Annotated in this window: 11 protein-coding genes; 3 read left to right on the top strand and 8 right to left on the bottom strand. The window is 53.6% G+C overall.

Annotated features, from left to right (window positions below):
• Positions 1 to 5 precede the first annotated feature (5 nt).
• Complete coding sequence (locus tag O2N63_RS06300; RefSeq protein WP_271053393.1) at positions 6 to 1,742, top strand: Mur ligase family protein; 1,737 nt, start codon at positions 6 to 8, stop codon at positions 1,740 to 1,742.
• 664 nt (positions 1,743 to 2,406) lie between these two features.
• Here O2N63_RS06300 and O2N63_RS06295 read toward each other — a convergent pair.
• The 4 genes from O2N63_RS06295 to O2N63_RS06280 all read right to left on the bottom strand — a co-directional run bounded on the left by O2N63_RS06295 (position 2,407) and on the right by O2N63_RS06280 (position 9,152).
• The gene (locus O2N63_RS06295; protein WP_271053392.1) at positions 2,407 to 3,411 is read right to left on the bottom strand and encodes an ABC transporter substrate-binding protein; all 1,005 of its coding nucleotides are present in this window, start codon (positions 3,409 to 3,411) and stop codon (positions 2,407 to 2,409) included.
• 41 nt (positions 3,412 to 3,452) lie between these two features.
• Positions 3,453 to 5,423, bottom strand: a complete 1,971-nt coding sequence (locus O2N63_RS06290) for an MFS transporter (RefSeq protein WP_271053391.1) — start codon at positions 5,421 to 5,423, stop codon at positions 3,453 to 3,455.
• Entirely contained in the window at positions 5,420 to 6,169 is a 750-nt protein-coding gene (locus O2N63_RS06285; protein WP_271053390.1) for a hypothetical protein, read from the bottom strand. The genes O2N63_RS06290 and O2N63_RS06285 overlap by 4 nt, the downstream gene beginning before the upstream one ends.
• Before the next feature lie 523 nt (positions 6,170 to 6,692).
• Complete coding sequence (locus O2N63_RS06280) at positions 6,693 to 9,152, bottom strand: GcvT family protein (RefSeq protein ID WP_271053389.1); 2,460 nt, start codon at positions 9,150 to 9,152, stop codon at positions 6,693 to 6,695.
• Between the two features lie 102 nt (positions 9,153 to 9,254).
• Between O2N63_RS06280 and O2N63_RS06275 the strand changes: the two genes are divergently transcribed.
• Entirely contained in the window at positions 9,255 to 9,911 is a 657-nt protein-coding gene (locus O2N63_RS06275; RefSeq protein WP_271053388.1) for a TetR/AcrR family transcriptional regulator, read from the top strand.
• 347 nt (positions 9,912 to 10,258) lie between these two features.
• Here O2N63_RS06275 and O2N63_RS06270 read toward each other — a convergent pair whose 3' ends face one another.
• The 4 genes from O2N63_RS06270 to O2N63_RS06255 are packed head-to-tail and all read right to left on the bottom strand — an operon-like array spanning position 10,259 to position 14,085.
• Entirely contained in the window at positions 10,259 to 11,158 is a 900-nt protein-coding gene (locus O2N63_RS06270; protein WP_271053387.1) for a LysR family transcriptional regulator, read from the bottom strand.
• Positions 11,159 to 11,180: 22 nt separating this feature from the next.
• Complete coding sequence (gene leuD / locus O2N63_RS06265; protein WP_271053386.1) at positions 11,181 to 11,786, bottom strand: 3-isopropylmalate dehydratase small subunit; 606 nt, start codon at positions 11,784 to 11,786, stop codon at positions 11,181 to 11,183.
• Entirely contained in the window at positions 11,786 to 13,180 is a 1,395-nt protein-coding gene (gene leuC, locus O2N63_RS06260; protein WP_271053385.1) for a 3-isopropylmalate dehydratase large subunit, read from the bottom strand. Before leuC ends, leuD begins: the two co-directional genes overlap by 1 nt.
• Positions 13,177 to 14,085: an alpha/beta fold hydrolase gene (locus O2N63_RS06255; protein ID WP_271053384.1), complete on the bottom strand. Its 909-nt coding sequence runs from the start codon at positions 14,083 to 14,085 to the stop codon at positions 13,177 to 13,179. Before O2N63_RS06255 ends, leuC begins: the two co-directional genes overlap by 4 nt.
• 181 nt (positions 14,086 to 14,266) lie before the next feature.
• On the opposite strand from O2N63_RS06255, the gene O2N63_RS06250 reads away from it, so the two are divergent.
• Positions 14,267 to 15,268 carry a DctP family TRAP transporter solute-binding subunit gene (locus O2N63_RS06250; protein WP_271053383.1) on the top strand — a complete coding sequence of 334 codons (1,002 nt, stop codon included), beginning with the start codon at positions 14,267 to 14,269 and terminating at the stop codon, positions 15,266 to 15,268.
• Positions 15,269 to 15,289 lie beyond the last annotated feature (21 nt).

Genomic DNA, 15,289 nt, shown 5'->3' with positions numbered 1-15,289 from the left:
CCGGGATGGACAGGATCGAATATCTTGAAACCGCGCTGACAATCACCAGCGCCGAGGCGGATCAAATTCGCGTGGACGACGCCCGGCGCCTGACCGGGCCGGGCATGTTGTGGAACCGACCGGGCGCGGTGATGGATGTCTTTTTCGAAGATGTCCCAGCGCCTCAAGTCGTGGATCTGTGGAAGCGCCACGCCCGCAAAGTGCTCGACGCATTGGGGTGGCAGGACGAGGGGCTGACCTTCCGCGTCTTTTCCGGCGGGGTCAACCTCGCCATCTCGGCACCGATGGATCAGCTTTACTCCGCGATTTTCGCAGCCCAGACAGCTTGGCATTTCTGCGCAGCAGAGTTGCTCGACACCACACCCGGTGACTTCGACACCATGATTTCGGACTTGAAGGGCGTGATGACTGAGGAGGCCAACCCGACCCTGATCGCTCTCATTCAGGCGGCAGGGGCGCATGGGATTGATATTCTGTGCGACGATGACGAGGTTTCAATCGGTCACGGTACCGGCAGCCAAACATGGCCCATCGATGCCCTTCCAGCCCCGGACGAGGTCAACTGGGACGCATTGCACGACATTCCCATCGCCTTCATAACCGGCACCAATGGCAAAACCACGACCACCCGCCTGTTAGAAGCGATTGTGCGTGCCTCGGGCAAGGTGGCGGGGCTGACCTCAACCGAATTTGTGCGCGTTGGCGACGATATTCTGGATCGCGGAGATTATTCCGGACCGGGCGGGGCAAGGATGCTTTTGCGTGACACACGGCTTGAGGTGGCCTGCCTTGAAGTGGCGCGCGGCGGGATCCTGCGCCGCGGCCTGCCCACCCGCGCGGCCACGGCCGCAACGGTGACCAATGTAGCCAATGACCATCTGGGGCAATATGGCGTCAACACTGTGCCAGAACTGGCGCAGGCCAAATTCGCTGTGCATCGCACATTGTCTGACGCGGGAATTCTTGCCCTGAACGCCGATGATCCTTTTGTCCTCGACGAGGCAAAAGAAACCACGGCCAATATCTGGTGGCTTTCGCTGGATCCCCAGGCCCCGCAGATCCAACAGGCAAGAGAGAACGGAAACTGCTGTGCGTTTCTCGAGGGCGAGGACATTTTGTTCTTTGACGGCAGCTCAGACGAAGTCGTGGCAAACGTGCATGACGTTCCCCTGACGATGGGGGGGGCCGCACGCTATAATATCAGCAACGCGCTTGCCGCGCTCTGCCTAGCCCGCGCGATGGGGATTCCGATAGATGCCATCCGCAAGGGGCTGTCGGACTTCAAGCCTGACGCCAAGGACAATCCGGGGCGCTGCAACGAATTCAGCTACAAGGACGCCCGTGTCTTTGTGGATTTCGCACATAACCCGCATTCGATTGCCGCGGTATGCGAGGCCCTGTCGGGCCTGCCTGCCAAACGCCGGTTCATCATGCTCAGCCATGCCGGGGACCGGTCGGATCAGGACATTCGGGATGTGACGGCAACCGCGTTGAACTTCAACCCGGATGTCATCGTCACCGCCGAACTAGAGGGTTATTTGAGAGGCCGGGAACTGGGCGAGATCCCGGATCTGATTGAGAAGGCCGTCGCTGATCACGGCAAAGACGCGACACAAATCCTGCGGGCCACATCACCCTCTAAGGCGGCTTCGATGATATTGGAGAGGCTGGAACCCGGCGACCTTGCCTTGCTGTTGGTCCTGTCGGAACGAGACGCTGTGCTAGAGCTGCTGAACAATTGATAATAAAGCCGGACATCTGTCACATGAGTTTTCAGCAAGAATGAGGCAACTTCAGCGAGTGCAAACAAAGTCGGCGGACGTCTGAAAACCGAAATTGTAGTGCCTTGGCATAAGACAGTTGGCAGATGAAATTTTCGCAGACCCGGCCCTTCGACAATTGTGCGGCACTGGTAAATCGGGCTCGACGCCGGTGACCCGCCAGTGACTAACGCAGATCTTTCTCATGCCCTAGGTCACCACATGACACATTGTAGACTGCCATTACAGGTAATGATACATGCCCCAATAATTTGGAATCCGTTATGTTGGATGTACAGGACAGCGGTTGTTCTCATACAACAGAAGGCTGCTCCCGGCTATTCTTTGGTTCCTACGAAGTCATTGTTTGCGCCGTGTCGCATTCTAATTGCTGCGCTGGTTGAAACCGGTCGATTGGGTGAGGCCAATAGGAAACAATACTATGGAGCGATGTGGGCTGCAGGCCTCCCGGACCAGCCTTTGGGCATCCGATTTGGACACCAGAAGTTCATTTGAGGATATTGGACAGGTACCCTAGTTTCTAAAGGGTTTCTTCCATGATTACACCGACCACACCTAGCACTTGCTACAGCCTTCTAAATCAATCTTCCTTCAGTCTGGTCATGACTGTTATTGCTGGCAAGCATCACTTGATGGTTTCAGCCACTTGCAAGATTTCAACCGGTGGGAAAATCTTAAGTTTGCGCGCCACTTCCATATTGACGACGTAAGCGAAATCAGTGATCCGCGCGATGGGCAGGTCACCGGGGGTATCACCATCCCTAAGGATTTTAAGCGTTTGCTCTGCTGCTTCCCGTCCAACATCATAGGCGCGGGCTGCAATTGACACCAAGGCCTTATTTTCTCTCACCAATTCCTCATACGGGCTAAGGATTGGCAACCCTTTTTCAACAGCCGCTTCGGTAAATACTTCGGCGTGTATGCGCAGATACGAGCTTGATCCCAAATATATGAAATCTACACCTGCGTCGGAAAGTTCCTGCATCCGGGTTGAAATCAAGGCTGGGTCCGGTACCCCGGCATTGCCTGGGTCAAGCTCTATAGCGGTGAAGTCATATCCCAGTTCTTGCGACAATACGCGATGTTCTTCGACCTTGATCAGCGAGTTGCGTTCATTGCCGTTGTAAAGAATACCCAGATGTTGAAAGTCCGGCTTGATGCTGCGGATGGTGCGGATATTCACTGCTTCCGGAACGCGATTGAAGGTTCCCGCGATATGAGCACGGCCGCTTCCATCGAAACTTTCAGCAATGCCCGTTCCGAACGGATCAGCCACATACCAGAACACGCCTGGAACACCGTTGATGAATTGCGGATTCCCATCGTCAGATTTTCTGCCGAGCAATCCCAGCGTCACGCTTGTTCCATAAGTCGCAACCAGATCGGCCCCCAACTGTCTTGATTCCTCTATAAAGCCGGGGAATTTGGACTTGTCCTGATGCGACAGACGCAGGATGACTTCGGCATCAAACCCGCTGTTCTCAATGGTTTCAATGAATCCCTTGCAGGAATGTTCACATTCGCCCTCCCATGTCACTGCATAGATTTTTTTTGGACCCGCATCTGCTGGAGATCCGAATATCAGCGTGCACCAAACTGCACTTAGTCCCAGTTTCACGATGTTCTTCATTTTTTGAATCCATCCAAATTTCTAACCGGAATGGCCATGGGTCAGGATTTTCCCACGCGTCCGGGTCGAAGTAAAGCGCGTGCTGTCCCTGCCACCATCATCACAACGGCACCGGCACACATAAAGCCACCAGTCGCCACAGCCAGGTTGAGGTAGTCAAATTGTTCGACCAGATACGCGCTTGCAAGAAGCCCAACAATCGCAGCCAGACGGTTGCCCAACCTCAGGGCCCCTAGGCTGACAGCCCGGGCACCGGAAATCTGGCTGGCTTCGGCAATCTTGATTGTCTGTGCATATTGGGTGGCGTCGCACATGGTGAAACCAATCCCAAACGCGGCAACCACCACAACCATTGGCCAAAAACCTGACCAGATTGCAAGGGATGCCAGAGCCACGCCGGATAGCAAAACGCCGCCGAGCAACATTGGTGTATATCCGACTTTGCCATCTGCGAGTTTGGCAACCAGAGGGCCAAACAATATTGGCGCGAGGTAGAACAACATTATCACCCGGCCAATGTCCGCTATCCTTGCGCCACCTGCCTCCAGTATCATCGGCGTTAGATACCAGATGAACACCGACATTCCGACATTCATCGTGGCGCCAACACAGAGCAACAGAACGACAAATCTGACATTGCGAAGAATCGCCAACCCGCTGTAACGCGAGTTTCTTGTCTGATCAGAAGCCGGTTCACTTCTTGTGGCAACCTTTCCAGAAATGGTGACGGCCCCCAACACCCCTGCGATGATGACAAGAAACGCACCAAAGAAGAATGTTCCATTGGGTCCAATTCGGTCCGCGAGCACACCACCAAAAGATGTGCCACAAAACGCGCCCCCCATGATCACAAAAAGGTAACTTCCTATTGCCTGTGCATCTTCGCCTTCCGGGGCGGTTCTGATGGCGTATTCCTGGCAGGCGATGGTTGCAGCCGCATAGGCCAACGCCATCGCACCATGCCACACGGCGATCCACAGTGCAGATAAGCCCAATCCGACGGCAGCCATCGCTGCTGCAGTAAAGGGTATGCACATCAAGAACAGCGACCGGGGACTAACCAATCGGGTGATCCATCCACCAAACGGCGCAACTGCCGCAATCGCGACCAGATAGGCAATCAATGGGGCGATGGCCGCAAAATCCCCAGACACCCATTCAGGACCACCGGCATCTCTTGCATAAAGAGGTAAGAAGGCACCGCTGATTTCTGTCGCCAGTGAAAATACAAACAGGGCCAAACGAACGTCGACAAAATATGCTTGTGGCATTCGCAACAACTTACCCGCCGACTGGGTGCGTTCCGAGAGATCAATTGCCCTGTCTGAGATACGCCGTGCCACCCGTCGCAGGTTGCCCGCATCACGCGCCCGAATGATGTGATTGAACACCCCGGTGCTTTGCAGGCGAAGCAGAGAAAAAATTCGATCCAGAGGTTTGGCCAGCGCTCCGGCCATTACAAAGATAACCAGCTCAAATGCGACCAGAATAGAAACAAGCGCCACGACAAATACGTCAAGCAGTACATCCTGAAGCCGCGTCCGAACGAAGGCCGGGTCAAAGGCGATCTTGATCTCCCCTACCAGGGTGTTGCGACTGAGGATCGGCAGGGAAAAATGGGGGCTCTCTTCCTTACCAACTTGTACAACCCGAGCAGTAAGAGTGCCTTTGGGTTCAGATGTGTTGCTGGCCGATATGATGACATCGCCATTTTTGGACAGGAGCGTAATACTTTGCACATCGGCAAAATCAGCAAGCATGGCATCGAAAAATTTTCCCGCCCCAGCCACAGATTCCAGCGGCACCCCCAATTCAAGAGCGCGTTCAAATCGACCGCGGACGGTTTCTCCGATGAGGCGGGAACGTTTTTCCATTTCCGGCTGGATTGCGTCATCAAATGCTCGGAGTGTGCCGTACATCATTATCAGCAATGAAATTGTCACGACCAAACCGACCCAAAGGATAACGCGGCGGGCGGCGACCCGGCCAGGCTGGAAAATTGATGAGGTCATTCGTTCACCTCGGCACTTCCCGCAGGTTCACGGCGTCTGGCGCGTCGGTATTGTTCTTCTGACTCCTCAATTAATTCCCGGAAATCAGCCGTGTCAAAACCCAACCCATCCACATCAGCATGTGCTGTTTCGCTTGCACCTTTGCCACGCCAGAACTTTCGTTCAAATCTGTCAAATGTAGAAAGGATCCCCTCAAAAATTCGCAAATGCTCTGCCAACACGATGCGCAGAATAATCCACACAACGAAAACCGAACACGCAAAGACGGCTATGGCGAACAATACCAATCTCGCCTCCATGGCCTGAACTTGGGTCGCAGCCTCGTAACTGGAGTATGCGATCACAACGCTGCCCAGATATTCTCCGGTCACACCAGCAATGTTGGCGCCAACGAGAAAATTGTCAGGCGTTTCAACATGCCAAATCCCTGATTTGCCCGCTGTTAGAGCCGCCGCAAATCCTTTTCCGGTTTCCATGGTTTGATCGTTCAGGGCCGTGGATCTAACGACATTCCCATCCGAAGAGAACACCAGGATGGCGGAAATCGCCTCGTCGCTCAGCCGGGCACGTTCCAAGACGGCGTCTGCGTTGCGAACGGTGCTGATCGGGACACCTAAATCGGCAACAGCCTGAAACGGTCCGCGAACAGACTCCGCCAGAACGACCAGCCTTTCGCGCGTGAGGTTTGACAAGATTGATTCATATTGAAGTGTTGCCAACCCGACGAATACGGCAAGAGAAACCATATTCATCGCCGCTATCGCAGCAAGTATTCGTCCAATCAGTGCCAAATTGTATCCCCAATCGCCCGCAACACGCAGCCGACATTAGGCAATCTGGCCATATCCCCAAAATCCAGTCAATCTATTTCGAATTTACTCTGAAACTCTAGGTGGTGTTGGATCGCACCTATCAGGGCGGGAAGACCTCCCGATGGAAAGGCCCGTTTAGGGCGCGCTGTGGGCGTGGCCCAGCGCCCTGCCCCGCATCTGCGTGGGACCTCCCGTAGCCGGGGAGATAGTGTCGAGGGGCCCATACAAAGGCATAAAAAGAAAATTGGGTGGACACCAGGCGTTTGCAGCGCCCCACCCAAAGGTCCGCAATTACGCAATAGACCGGGACCCATTTCAGATAAGTATGAAAAGAGCATTCATGATCGATTTTACTTATTAATAAACAAAGAAATCTTCTGCCGGTCATCCGTTGTCTCAGATGGCTCGTGAAGATCGAAATGAGCGCACTTTTGGCACAACGAGCGGATGGCCCAATTCAAGATTTTACTTTCAGCATTCCCGGATCGAACAAGGGCTTCAGAGATGCAGTGGCCTTAACGCGTTCTCCGGCCACTTCGACCTCCCATGCTCCTTCGTTAACTATGGAAGCCGTCAGTGGCTCCTCCAACTCGGTAAAACCGATGCCCACAGCGCCACCAAGACTGTGGCCATAACCACCGACTTGCAGGTGTCCGACCTCGATACCGTTCAGGTAAATGCACTCATTGCCGTAGAGCAGCGGTTCAGGGGCCTGTAGCAGGAATTGCAGCATCCGGGTTTTGGGCACGCCGGCCGCCTTGATCGCAGCAAGAGCATCGCGGCCGATGAAGCCGCCAGGTTTGTCGAGCTTCACAGCAAAGCCAAGCCCCGCCTCCATCGGGTTGTCGGTGTTGTCGACGTCCAACCCGAAGTCACGATAAGCCTTCTCCAGACGCAACGAATTGAGGGTCTGCATCCCCGCATCGCGCAAGCCGAATTCCTGACCCGCTTTCTTCAGCAGATCATAGACCTGAACAGCGGCGTAAGATGGCACCTGAAGCTCCCAGCCAAGCTCGCCGACGAACGTGACCCGGAAGGCTTTGACAACCCAGTATCCGACATCAATGTCCTGCCACGTCATGAAAGGAAACGCTTCGTTCGACATGTCTGCCGAGGTCACGTTTTCCATCAACATGCGTGCTTTCGGACCATGGATATTGATCTGCGTGATCGCGGGCGTGAGATCGGTTGTCACAACAACCTCACCCGCTTGAATATGGCGTTTCATCCGCATCAGGGTATGACCATGGCTGTTTTCGCCCACGACAACCATGAAGCGGTCCTCAGCCAGTCGGGTGACGGTCAGGTCGGCCTCAAACCCACCTTTCTCGTTAACCCAAGCGGTGTAAACCAGCCGCCCCGGCTCAACATCAACATCATTGCAAGACAGGCGGCTCATCAGCGCCAGTGCATCCGGGCCTTCGACTTGGAACTTGGACATGGCCGACATGTCCATGATGATCACATCCTCACGGGCGGCACGGTGTTCTTCAGCATGCCAGTCAAACCAGTTTTGACGGGACCAACTGTATTCTTCTATCTTTGCCTGCTCTGGGGTGGGCGCGAACCAGTCGGGCATTTCCCATCCATGCCCCTCTGTGAAGTAAGCGCCGTTCGCGGCAAGTCGATCGTGCAGGACAGAACGCTTTAGATCGCGGGCAGTGTGATAGCTTTCATTGTGGAAATGCTGGCCAAACATCTTGCCCAACAACTCCGGCCCGCGGTCGCGGCGGTATGCCTTGGTGGCTTCATGACGCGTGAACCTGTTCACGTTGATGCCGGTGACATCGATCTGCGGATGACCGCTGACGATCCATTCTGCGAGCACTTTCCCGGTGCCGGCACCATTCAGGATGCCAAGCGAATTCATGCCGCAGGCCACAAAGCAATTTCGTAACTCCGGAGTTTCCCCCACCAGTGGCGCAAGGTCCGGGGTGAAGCTTTCCGGACCGCAGAACAGTTTGCGCACACCCACGTTCAGGGCATCAGGCACACGCGAGTAAGCCTTTTCCAGATGAGGCCCGACTCGGTCCCAGTCGGGCTCAATTTCACCAAATGCAAAGTTGTCGGGGATACCGTCCAGTTTCCATGGTGCCGCCCCCGGCTCGAACAAACCAAGCATAAGCCCCCCAACCTCTTCGCGGTAATAAGTGTAGGTCGATGGATCTTCCAGCACCGGTAGGTCGCGGCTTAGGCCATCAATGTTTTCAGTGATCAGATAATAATGCTCGGCAGCTTGTAGCGGCAGATTGATCCCTGCCTTGGCCCCCAGTTGGCGAGACCACATTCCTCCGCAGATTACCACGTTTTCCGCCGTGATGGTTTGACCGTCGGCCGTGCGCACCCCCGTCGCGGTGCCGTTCTTCGCCATGATTTCAGAGACCGTGACCCCCTCAAAAATCTTTGCGCCTCCCATTTTTGCACCCTTGGCCAATGACATGGTGACATCAACCGGATTGGCGCGCCCGTCCTCGGGTATATAGAAACCCGCCAGCACATCGCTGAGGTCTCCGATGGGGAACAGATCCGCCGTTTCCTTGGGGGAGATTTCAAAGATGTTTATGCCGTGTCGGCGCATAAATGGCGCAAGCCGGCGCATTTCGTGCACACGTTCCTCGTTGCTGGCAATCTGTAGATAGCCAACGTCACGAAACCCTGTCGAAACGCCGGTTTCCTGCTCCAGATTGGCATATAGGTCTCGCCCATGGGTATAGATCTCGCATTCTGCTTCCGATTGCAGAAGACCGGCCACGATCAGGCCCGCCGCGTGCCAAGTGGTGCCTGATGTCAATTGGTCGCGTTCCAGGACAACAACGTCCGTCATGCCGAGCTTGGTCAGATGGTAGGCGGTGTTGCAGCCAATGGATCCACCCCCGATGATCACGGTTTGCACGTGTGTGGGAAGCTTATTAGACATCGGGTTTTCCTTCCAATTCGAATCGCGATTTTGATCAAATCCTACAATTGACCCGCTTCACAAATCAACATATTGATTGAATACCCATTCAATGAGAGGCCCATGACTTCGACTAAGAGTTCCGGAAAAACACGCACAGCACCCCCAGAGGTCCGGCGCAATCAGCTGATTAATGCGACCATCACCTGCATAGCCCGCAAGGGAATTTCGGGGACAACCCTAAGCGCCATCGGCAAAGAAGCGGGACTGTCTCTGGGGCTGGCCAATTTCCACTTCAAAAGCAAGGATGCTCTGCTCTCCGAAACGCTCAGGTGTCTGGCAGCAGAGCATCGCGACATGTGGCAGCGCGATGCTAAGCGCGATGACATTTCCGATATCGACAAACTGCACTCCATCGTTTCGGCGCAGTTCCACCCCCGCATCTGTAGCCGAAAGAAGCTGGCAGTCTGGTTCGCTTTTTTTGGCGAGGCTTGTCATCGAAAAACCTATCGGTCGATCTCTTCGCAAATCGATATGGAACGACAAGAGCTGTGTGCAGAACTGATTAATAGTATCGCCGACAAGGGTGGCCTCAAAGAGATCGATGCTGAACAGATCGCCCTAACGCTAGAAGGATTGTTCGACGGAGCTTGGTTGAACATGCTGATGTATCCGGCCAAATTCACGCGTGAGGAAGCTGAACGCCAGGTTCTGGATTATCTCGGCTTGGTTTTGGGAAGCACTTTCGGGGCTGATTTTGATAGCCCAGTATCGGCCTAAATCAAAAAGTACCTTGCACTGATATTTGAACCGGCGACAAATCCGGGCCGAAAACCCGTGTCTCCCCCACTCTCCGGATAAACGATCTGGCTGTTTGTGGAGGTAGCCGCAAGAACTTCGCCACCAAAAACGAGTGACACAGATGTGACACGGGACTGCACGTAATTTAGGTAACGCGATGCGCATACGGTAAACTGTTACCGTGTAGCCGTTTCAAACCACGATCAAATCCGCGAAAGAGGTTTGGTGGCGGTAACTGGGTGGTGACAATACGCTGAGATAATCAATATCCTAAGTCACCTCACGGCCCGAAGCGGAAGCTCAAGTGTACCTAAGCAAATGGCCGCTTAAAACCGTGATGTTTCTTCGCTTACACGCTTCACCGCATCGATAAATGCCAGCACTTCCTTCGCATTTCCCGCAGTTCGATAGGAAATGTAGAGATCTATTTCTTGGACACTTTCACGATAGGGAACAAACTTCAAACCTTTGGGCGATAATGATTGTACCCAAGCAGGAGTGAGGGCGATGCCAATACCATGCGCGACCAGTTGAAGCATCGTTGATTTATCGATGACTTCGCAGACAATATCAGGCTGCCATCCGCGCATTCGAAAGCTCCCCCACAACATCTCGTGAAGTATCGGTCTGGAGCGCTTCGGAAATCCTATGAGTGGACAATCTTTGATATCCTCGACGGAAATTTCTTTCCGTTCTGACAAAGGATTATCATCAGCCACAGCGACAACCGCGGACTGGCGATGCAAAAATTCGGATGACAGAAATTCATCGTCAGGCGGTTTGCGCACAAATGCGACATCGGTTCTATGATTGATCAGTTCCTGAGTGTGATAGTCCGACGAAGAGATCTCGAGCAATTCGATATGTACGTCTGGATGGTGCTTTCGAAACTCGATCAAGGCTGGTGGAAACAACAATGAAAGCGCTTCGTCGACTCCGCTCACACGTAGGGATTTTAACCCGCTGTCTGCAATGTGGCGCACGTTTGAAACGGATTTTTCAATATCCGCAAGAATACGCTGCGCATCCTTGAGAAACTCAGAGCCCGCTTGCGTTAAGCTGACTTGCCTTGTGGTTCTAAAAAACAGAGAAAATCCAAGCTCGTGTTCAAGCGAGGAAATCCTTTCGGAAAGCGCCGGTTGGCTCAGGCCAAGGCGCTCTCCGGCTTTTCGAAAGTGGAGTTCTTCGGCAACCGCCACAAAACACTGAAGTTGTCTTAGCTCCACTCTTGCTCCTATTGGATTACATTCATTGGATTACATTCACGTGCATTTTTTCCCTAAGACCACTTTCATAGCCCAAAATGGAATCTGCAAGCTTCAATGAATCCAAGGTGTCGTCGCGCCCCTCTAACAAAGCTGCCCGGGTTGCGTCATCCATGTCGAACGGGTGATGTTGCGATCCCACCGAGATTTGACGGTTGGCGATGTCGATCTTGCACTCCCCTGCGTCCGGATCACGCGCGATCTGAATAAGCTCGTCCCGCACTTTCGGGCTGACAATCGGCAACGCCAATCCGTTTTTGCGGGCGTTGTCATAGAAGATCCCTGCAAAGCCTGTTCCGATGACACCCCTGATGCCAAGCTGCATCAAACCCCAAACCGCATGCTCTCGGCTGGAACCACATCCAAAGTTGTCACCAACAACCAGAATAGACGCTTCTGTCCAAGGTGACCTATTCAGAACGAATTCTGGACGTTTGTTGTTGTCTTCATCAAACCGCAAATCGGCCAAAGTCCCATCAGCCAGTCCCTCGCGGGTGATGGTGATCAGGAACCGTTTTGGCATGATGACATCAGTATCGACGTTAGGCTGCGGGAATGCCGCCATCAATCCTTTGACTTGATCAGGCATTATTCAGCTCCTTCATTTTGAAATTCGCGAACATCGGCCAGATGGCCTTTCACCGCTGCCGCAGCCACCATGGCTGGGCTCATCAAATGGGTGCGCGCGCCCCGACCCTGTCGGCCTTCAAAATTTCGGTTGGTGGAAGACGCAATGCGCTCACCGTCCATCGCAATGTCATCGTTCATCGCAAGGCACATTGAGCATCCACTTTCCGGCCGCCAATCAAAGCCAGCGTCGATGAAGATCTTGTCGATCCCTTCGTTTTCAGCCTGCAAGCGGGTGTATGTTGAGCCTGGCACGACGATCGCGTTTACGCCTGACGCCACTTTTTTGCCTTTTAAAACGACTGCAGCAGCGCGCAGATCTTCGATCCGGCTGTTGGTGCAGGATCCGATAAAGGCGCTGTCGATAGTGATCTCTTGAACCGATTGGCCTGCTGAGAGCCCCATGTAGTCTAGCGCCCGCTCAAGCGCGGCTTTGGCTTTCGGAGTTGCTGTGTCATCGGCCGTTGGCACAAGCCCGTCAATTGGAACGGACTGGTCTGGGCTGGTGCCCCAGCTCACGAGAGGAGCAATCTCTTCCGCAACAATATCAAAGGTCTGATCATGTACTGCGCCTTGGTCAGACCGCCATTCGGTCCCGCCAAAGTCGATGCTTTCGCTATGCGCGCGGCCCTTGACCATTGCCAAGGTCTTTTCATCCGCAGCGATCAGAGCAGCACGTGCACCCAGTTCAACGGCCATGTTGCAGATGGTCATACGGCCTGACATATCCTGATCGCGAATGGCAGAGCCCGCGAATTCAACCGCATAACCATTTGCGCCGCCCGCACCGACAACCTGAACCACCTTCATGATGATGTCTTTTGCAGTCACACCCGGTGCCAGAGCGCCTTCGACATTCACCAGCATGGTTTTCAGGCGTTTATAGCGCAGTGTCTGCGTCGCAAGGACATGTTCAACTTCGGACGTGCCGATACCAAAACCAAGCGCACCATAGGCACCATATGTGGTCGTGTGGCTGTCGCCGCAGGCAATCAGCATGCCCGGAGCAACCAGCCCCTGTTCAGGAACAACAACATGTTCAATTCCCTGGCGGGGATCGCCGAGGCCGTAGAAGGCGATGTTGTGCTTTTTGCAGTTGCTCTCGAGGTTATCGATCAAGAGTTTCGAAGCATCGTCATGCGGGTCACGCTGACGCGTTGCATTCACATGGTCCACAACCGACAAATGTGCTTCCGGCCGCCAGACCTTCAGACCCTTCTGGTCCAGTCCGGAAAAAGCCTGCGGGCTAGTATACTCGTTCATGATGTGGAAATCGACATACACAAGCATGTCGCCGTCCGGCAGGTCGCACACTTTATGCGCGTCCACCAGTTTGTCATAGAGAGTCTTGCTCATTCAGCAGCATCCTTTGATTTGATCTGGCTCAGGAAAAAAGAACGCAGACGCGCCGCGATTTCCTCGGGAATTTCCTCAGCCATATAATGAGTGGCATCGACGGCTTCGCCACGCACGTTGGCGGCTCGATCTTGCCAAAGAGACAGGGCGTCAAAGCAGCTCTCAATCACACCGTGTTTGGCCCAGAGAACCTGCAATGGCTGCTGCAATTTCAAGCCCTTGTCGGCGTTGTCATGTTCGATGTCGATGGTCGCCGCCGCGCGGTAGTCCTCGCATGAGGCGTGGATCGCTTCGGGGGAAGCGAAGTTTAACAGGTATTCTTCTAGCGCTTCATCCGTGAACGGGTTTTCACCTTTTGCTTGGTTGAAGCATTTCAGCTTCCAAAAGCCCGAGGGATCGTTGCCGATGATTTGCTCGGGGATGGGGTATTTTTGGATTAGAAAATACCAATGCCAATAGGCGGTTGCGAATTTCGAACCGGCCTTTGCATACATTTCACGTGTGGGCGCAATATCAAGAAAAGTCAGCCCAAGCACATGATCAGGGTGATCCAAACCCATACGATGGGCCACGCGCGCACCACGATCATGCGCGCCAACATAAAAGGTTTCATGACCAAGCTGCTTCATCACAGCAACCATATCCTTGGCCATTTCACGCTTTGAATAGGTCAGGTGTTGTGGATCAGAGGCTGGTTTCGAAGACCGCCCATAGCCACGCAAATCCGGGCAAATGACATGAAACATATCCGTCAAAAGCGGCGCCACCGCATGCCACATCGCCGATGTTTGGGGATAGCCATGCAACAGCAGAAGCGCGGGCTTAGAAGCCCCGTCGCGACTGTGACGTAGGAAAATTGTTTGCGCACCGATGTCCAATTTTAGACTTTCAAAATTTTCAAACATGAAGCGCCATTCCTTACGAAGCGAAAGATTTTCCATAAATCTAATGGAATTATACACCATAATTATTCGGAATTAGTGATTAATAATGCCGAAGAGTGATCGGGGGAAATCTATGTATCGTCTTGTCGAGGCCGAGTCCGACTAACGGCGTTCGGCTGCTACCTATTGGGAGGAAACGAGAATGAAGTTCACGAAACTCACCGCTTTGACAGTAGCGATGTCCGTCAGTGCGGGTGCTGCGTTTGCAGCCTGCGACCCCGGCGAAACTGTTATTAAATTCAGCCACGTCACCAACACAGACAAACACCCAAAAGGCATTGCCGCATCTTTGCTGGAACAGCGCATCAACGACGAGATGAACGGCAAAGCCTGCATGGAGGTTTTCCCGAACTCAACCCTATACAATGACGACAAGGTTCTGGAAGCGCTGCTGCAAGGTGACATTCACCTAGCTGCGCCATCCCTGTCCAAATTCGAGAAATTCACCAAGAAATTCCGCATCTTCGACCTGCCGTTCCTGTTTAAGAACATCGAAGCAGTTGACGCGTTCCAGACATCCGACGCGGGTCAAGAACTTCTGGACTCCATGCAGCGTCGCGGACTTCAAGGTCTGACGTTCTGGCACAACGGAATGAAGCAAATGTCTGCCAATATTCCATTGGTGACACCTGCGGACGCAGAGGGCCTGAAGTTCCGCGTTATGTCTTCGGACGTTCTGGTTGCTCAGATGGAAGCCATTGGCGGCAGCCCGCAGAAAATGGCGTTCTCAGAAGTTTACGGCGCGCTGCAACAGGGTGTTGTGGATGGTCAGGAAAACGTTTGGTCCAATATCTACGGCAAGAAGTTCTTTGAAGTACAAGACGGTATCACAGAGACAAACCACGGTATCATCGACTACTTGGTTGTGACATCTGTTGATTGGCTGGACCGTCTGGATGCGGACGTGCGCGATCAATTCCTGACTATTCTGAACGAAGTCACCAACACCCGGAATTCAGAATCCTACGCGGTAAACCAGAAGAACCGTCAGGCGATCATCGATGCGGGTGGGGAAATCCGCACGTTGACAGACGAAGAGCGCCAAACTTGGGTTGCTGCGATGCAGCCTGTTTGGGAACAGTTCTCAAGCGATATCGGTCAAGACGCGATCGAAGCCGCAGTCCAGATCAACGCTGGTTTCTAATCCAAACCCTTGGTTGGGCGC

Source organism: Aliiroseovarius salicola (genome assembly GCF_027891095.1).
GTDB classification, from domain to species: Bacteria; Pseudomonadota; Alphaproteobacteria; order Rhodobacterales; family Rhodobacteraceae; genus Aliiroseovarius; species Aliiroseovarius salicola.
Note: the sequence above shows the minus strand (reverse complement) of the source record. Positions and strands in the feature narration are given on the sequence as shown.

Coding starts and splice junctions, on each gene's coding strand:
- O2N63_RS06300 (WP_271053393.1), top strand. CDS start 6: ATGGACAGGATCGAATATCTTGAAACCGCGCTGACAATCACCAGCGCC.
- O2N63_RS06295 (WP_271053392.1), bottom strand. CDS start 3,411: ATGAAGAACATCGTGAAACTGGGACTAAGTGCAGTTTGGTGCACGCTG.
- O2N63_RS06290 (WP_271053391.1), bottom strand. CDS start 5,423: ATGACCTCATCAATTTTCCAGCCTGGCCGGGTCGCCGCCCGCCGCGTT.
- O2N63_RS06285 (WP_271053390.1), bottom strand. CDS start 6,169: ATGGTTTCTCTTGCCGTATTCGTCGGGTTGGCAACACTTCAATATGAA.
- O2N63_RS06280 (WP_271053389.1), bottom strand. CDS start 9,152: ATGTCTAATAAGCTTCCCACACACGTGCAAACCGTGATCATCGGGGGT.
- O2N63_RS06275 (WP_271053388.1), top strand. CDS start 9,255: ATGACTTCGACTAAGAGTTCCGGAAAAACACGCACAGCACCCCCAGAG.
- leuD (WP_271053386.1), bottom strand. CDS start 11,786: ATGCCTGATCAAGTCAAAGGATTGATGGCGGCATTCCCGCAGCCTAAC.
- leuC (WP_271053385.1), bottom strand. CDS start 13,180: ATGAGCAAGACTCTCTATGACAAACTGGTGGACGCGCATAAAGTGTGC.
- O2N63_RS06255 (WP_271053384.1), bottom strand. CDS start 14,085: ATGTTTGAAAATTTTGAAAGTCTAAAATTGGACATCGGTGCGCAAACA.
- O2N63_RS06250 (WP_271053383.1), top strand. CDS start 14,267: ATGAAGTTCACGAAACTCACCGCTTTGACAGTAGCGATGTCCGTCAGT.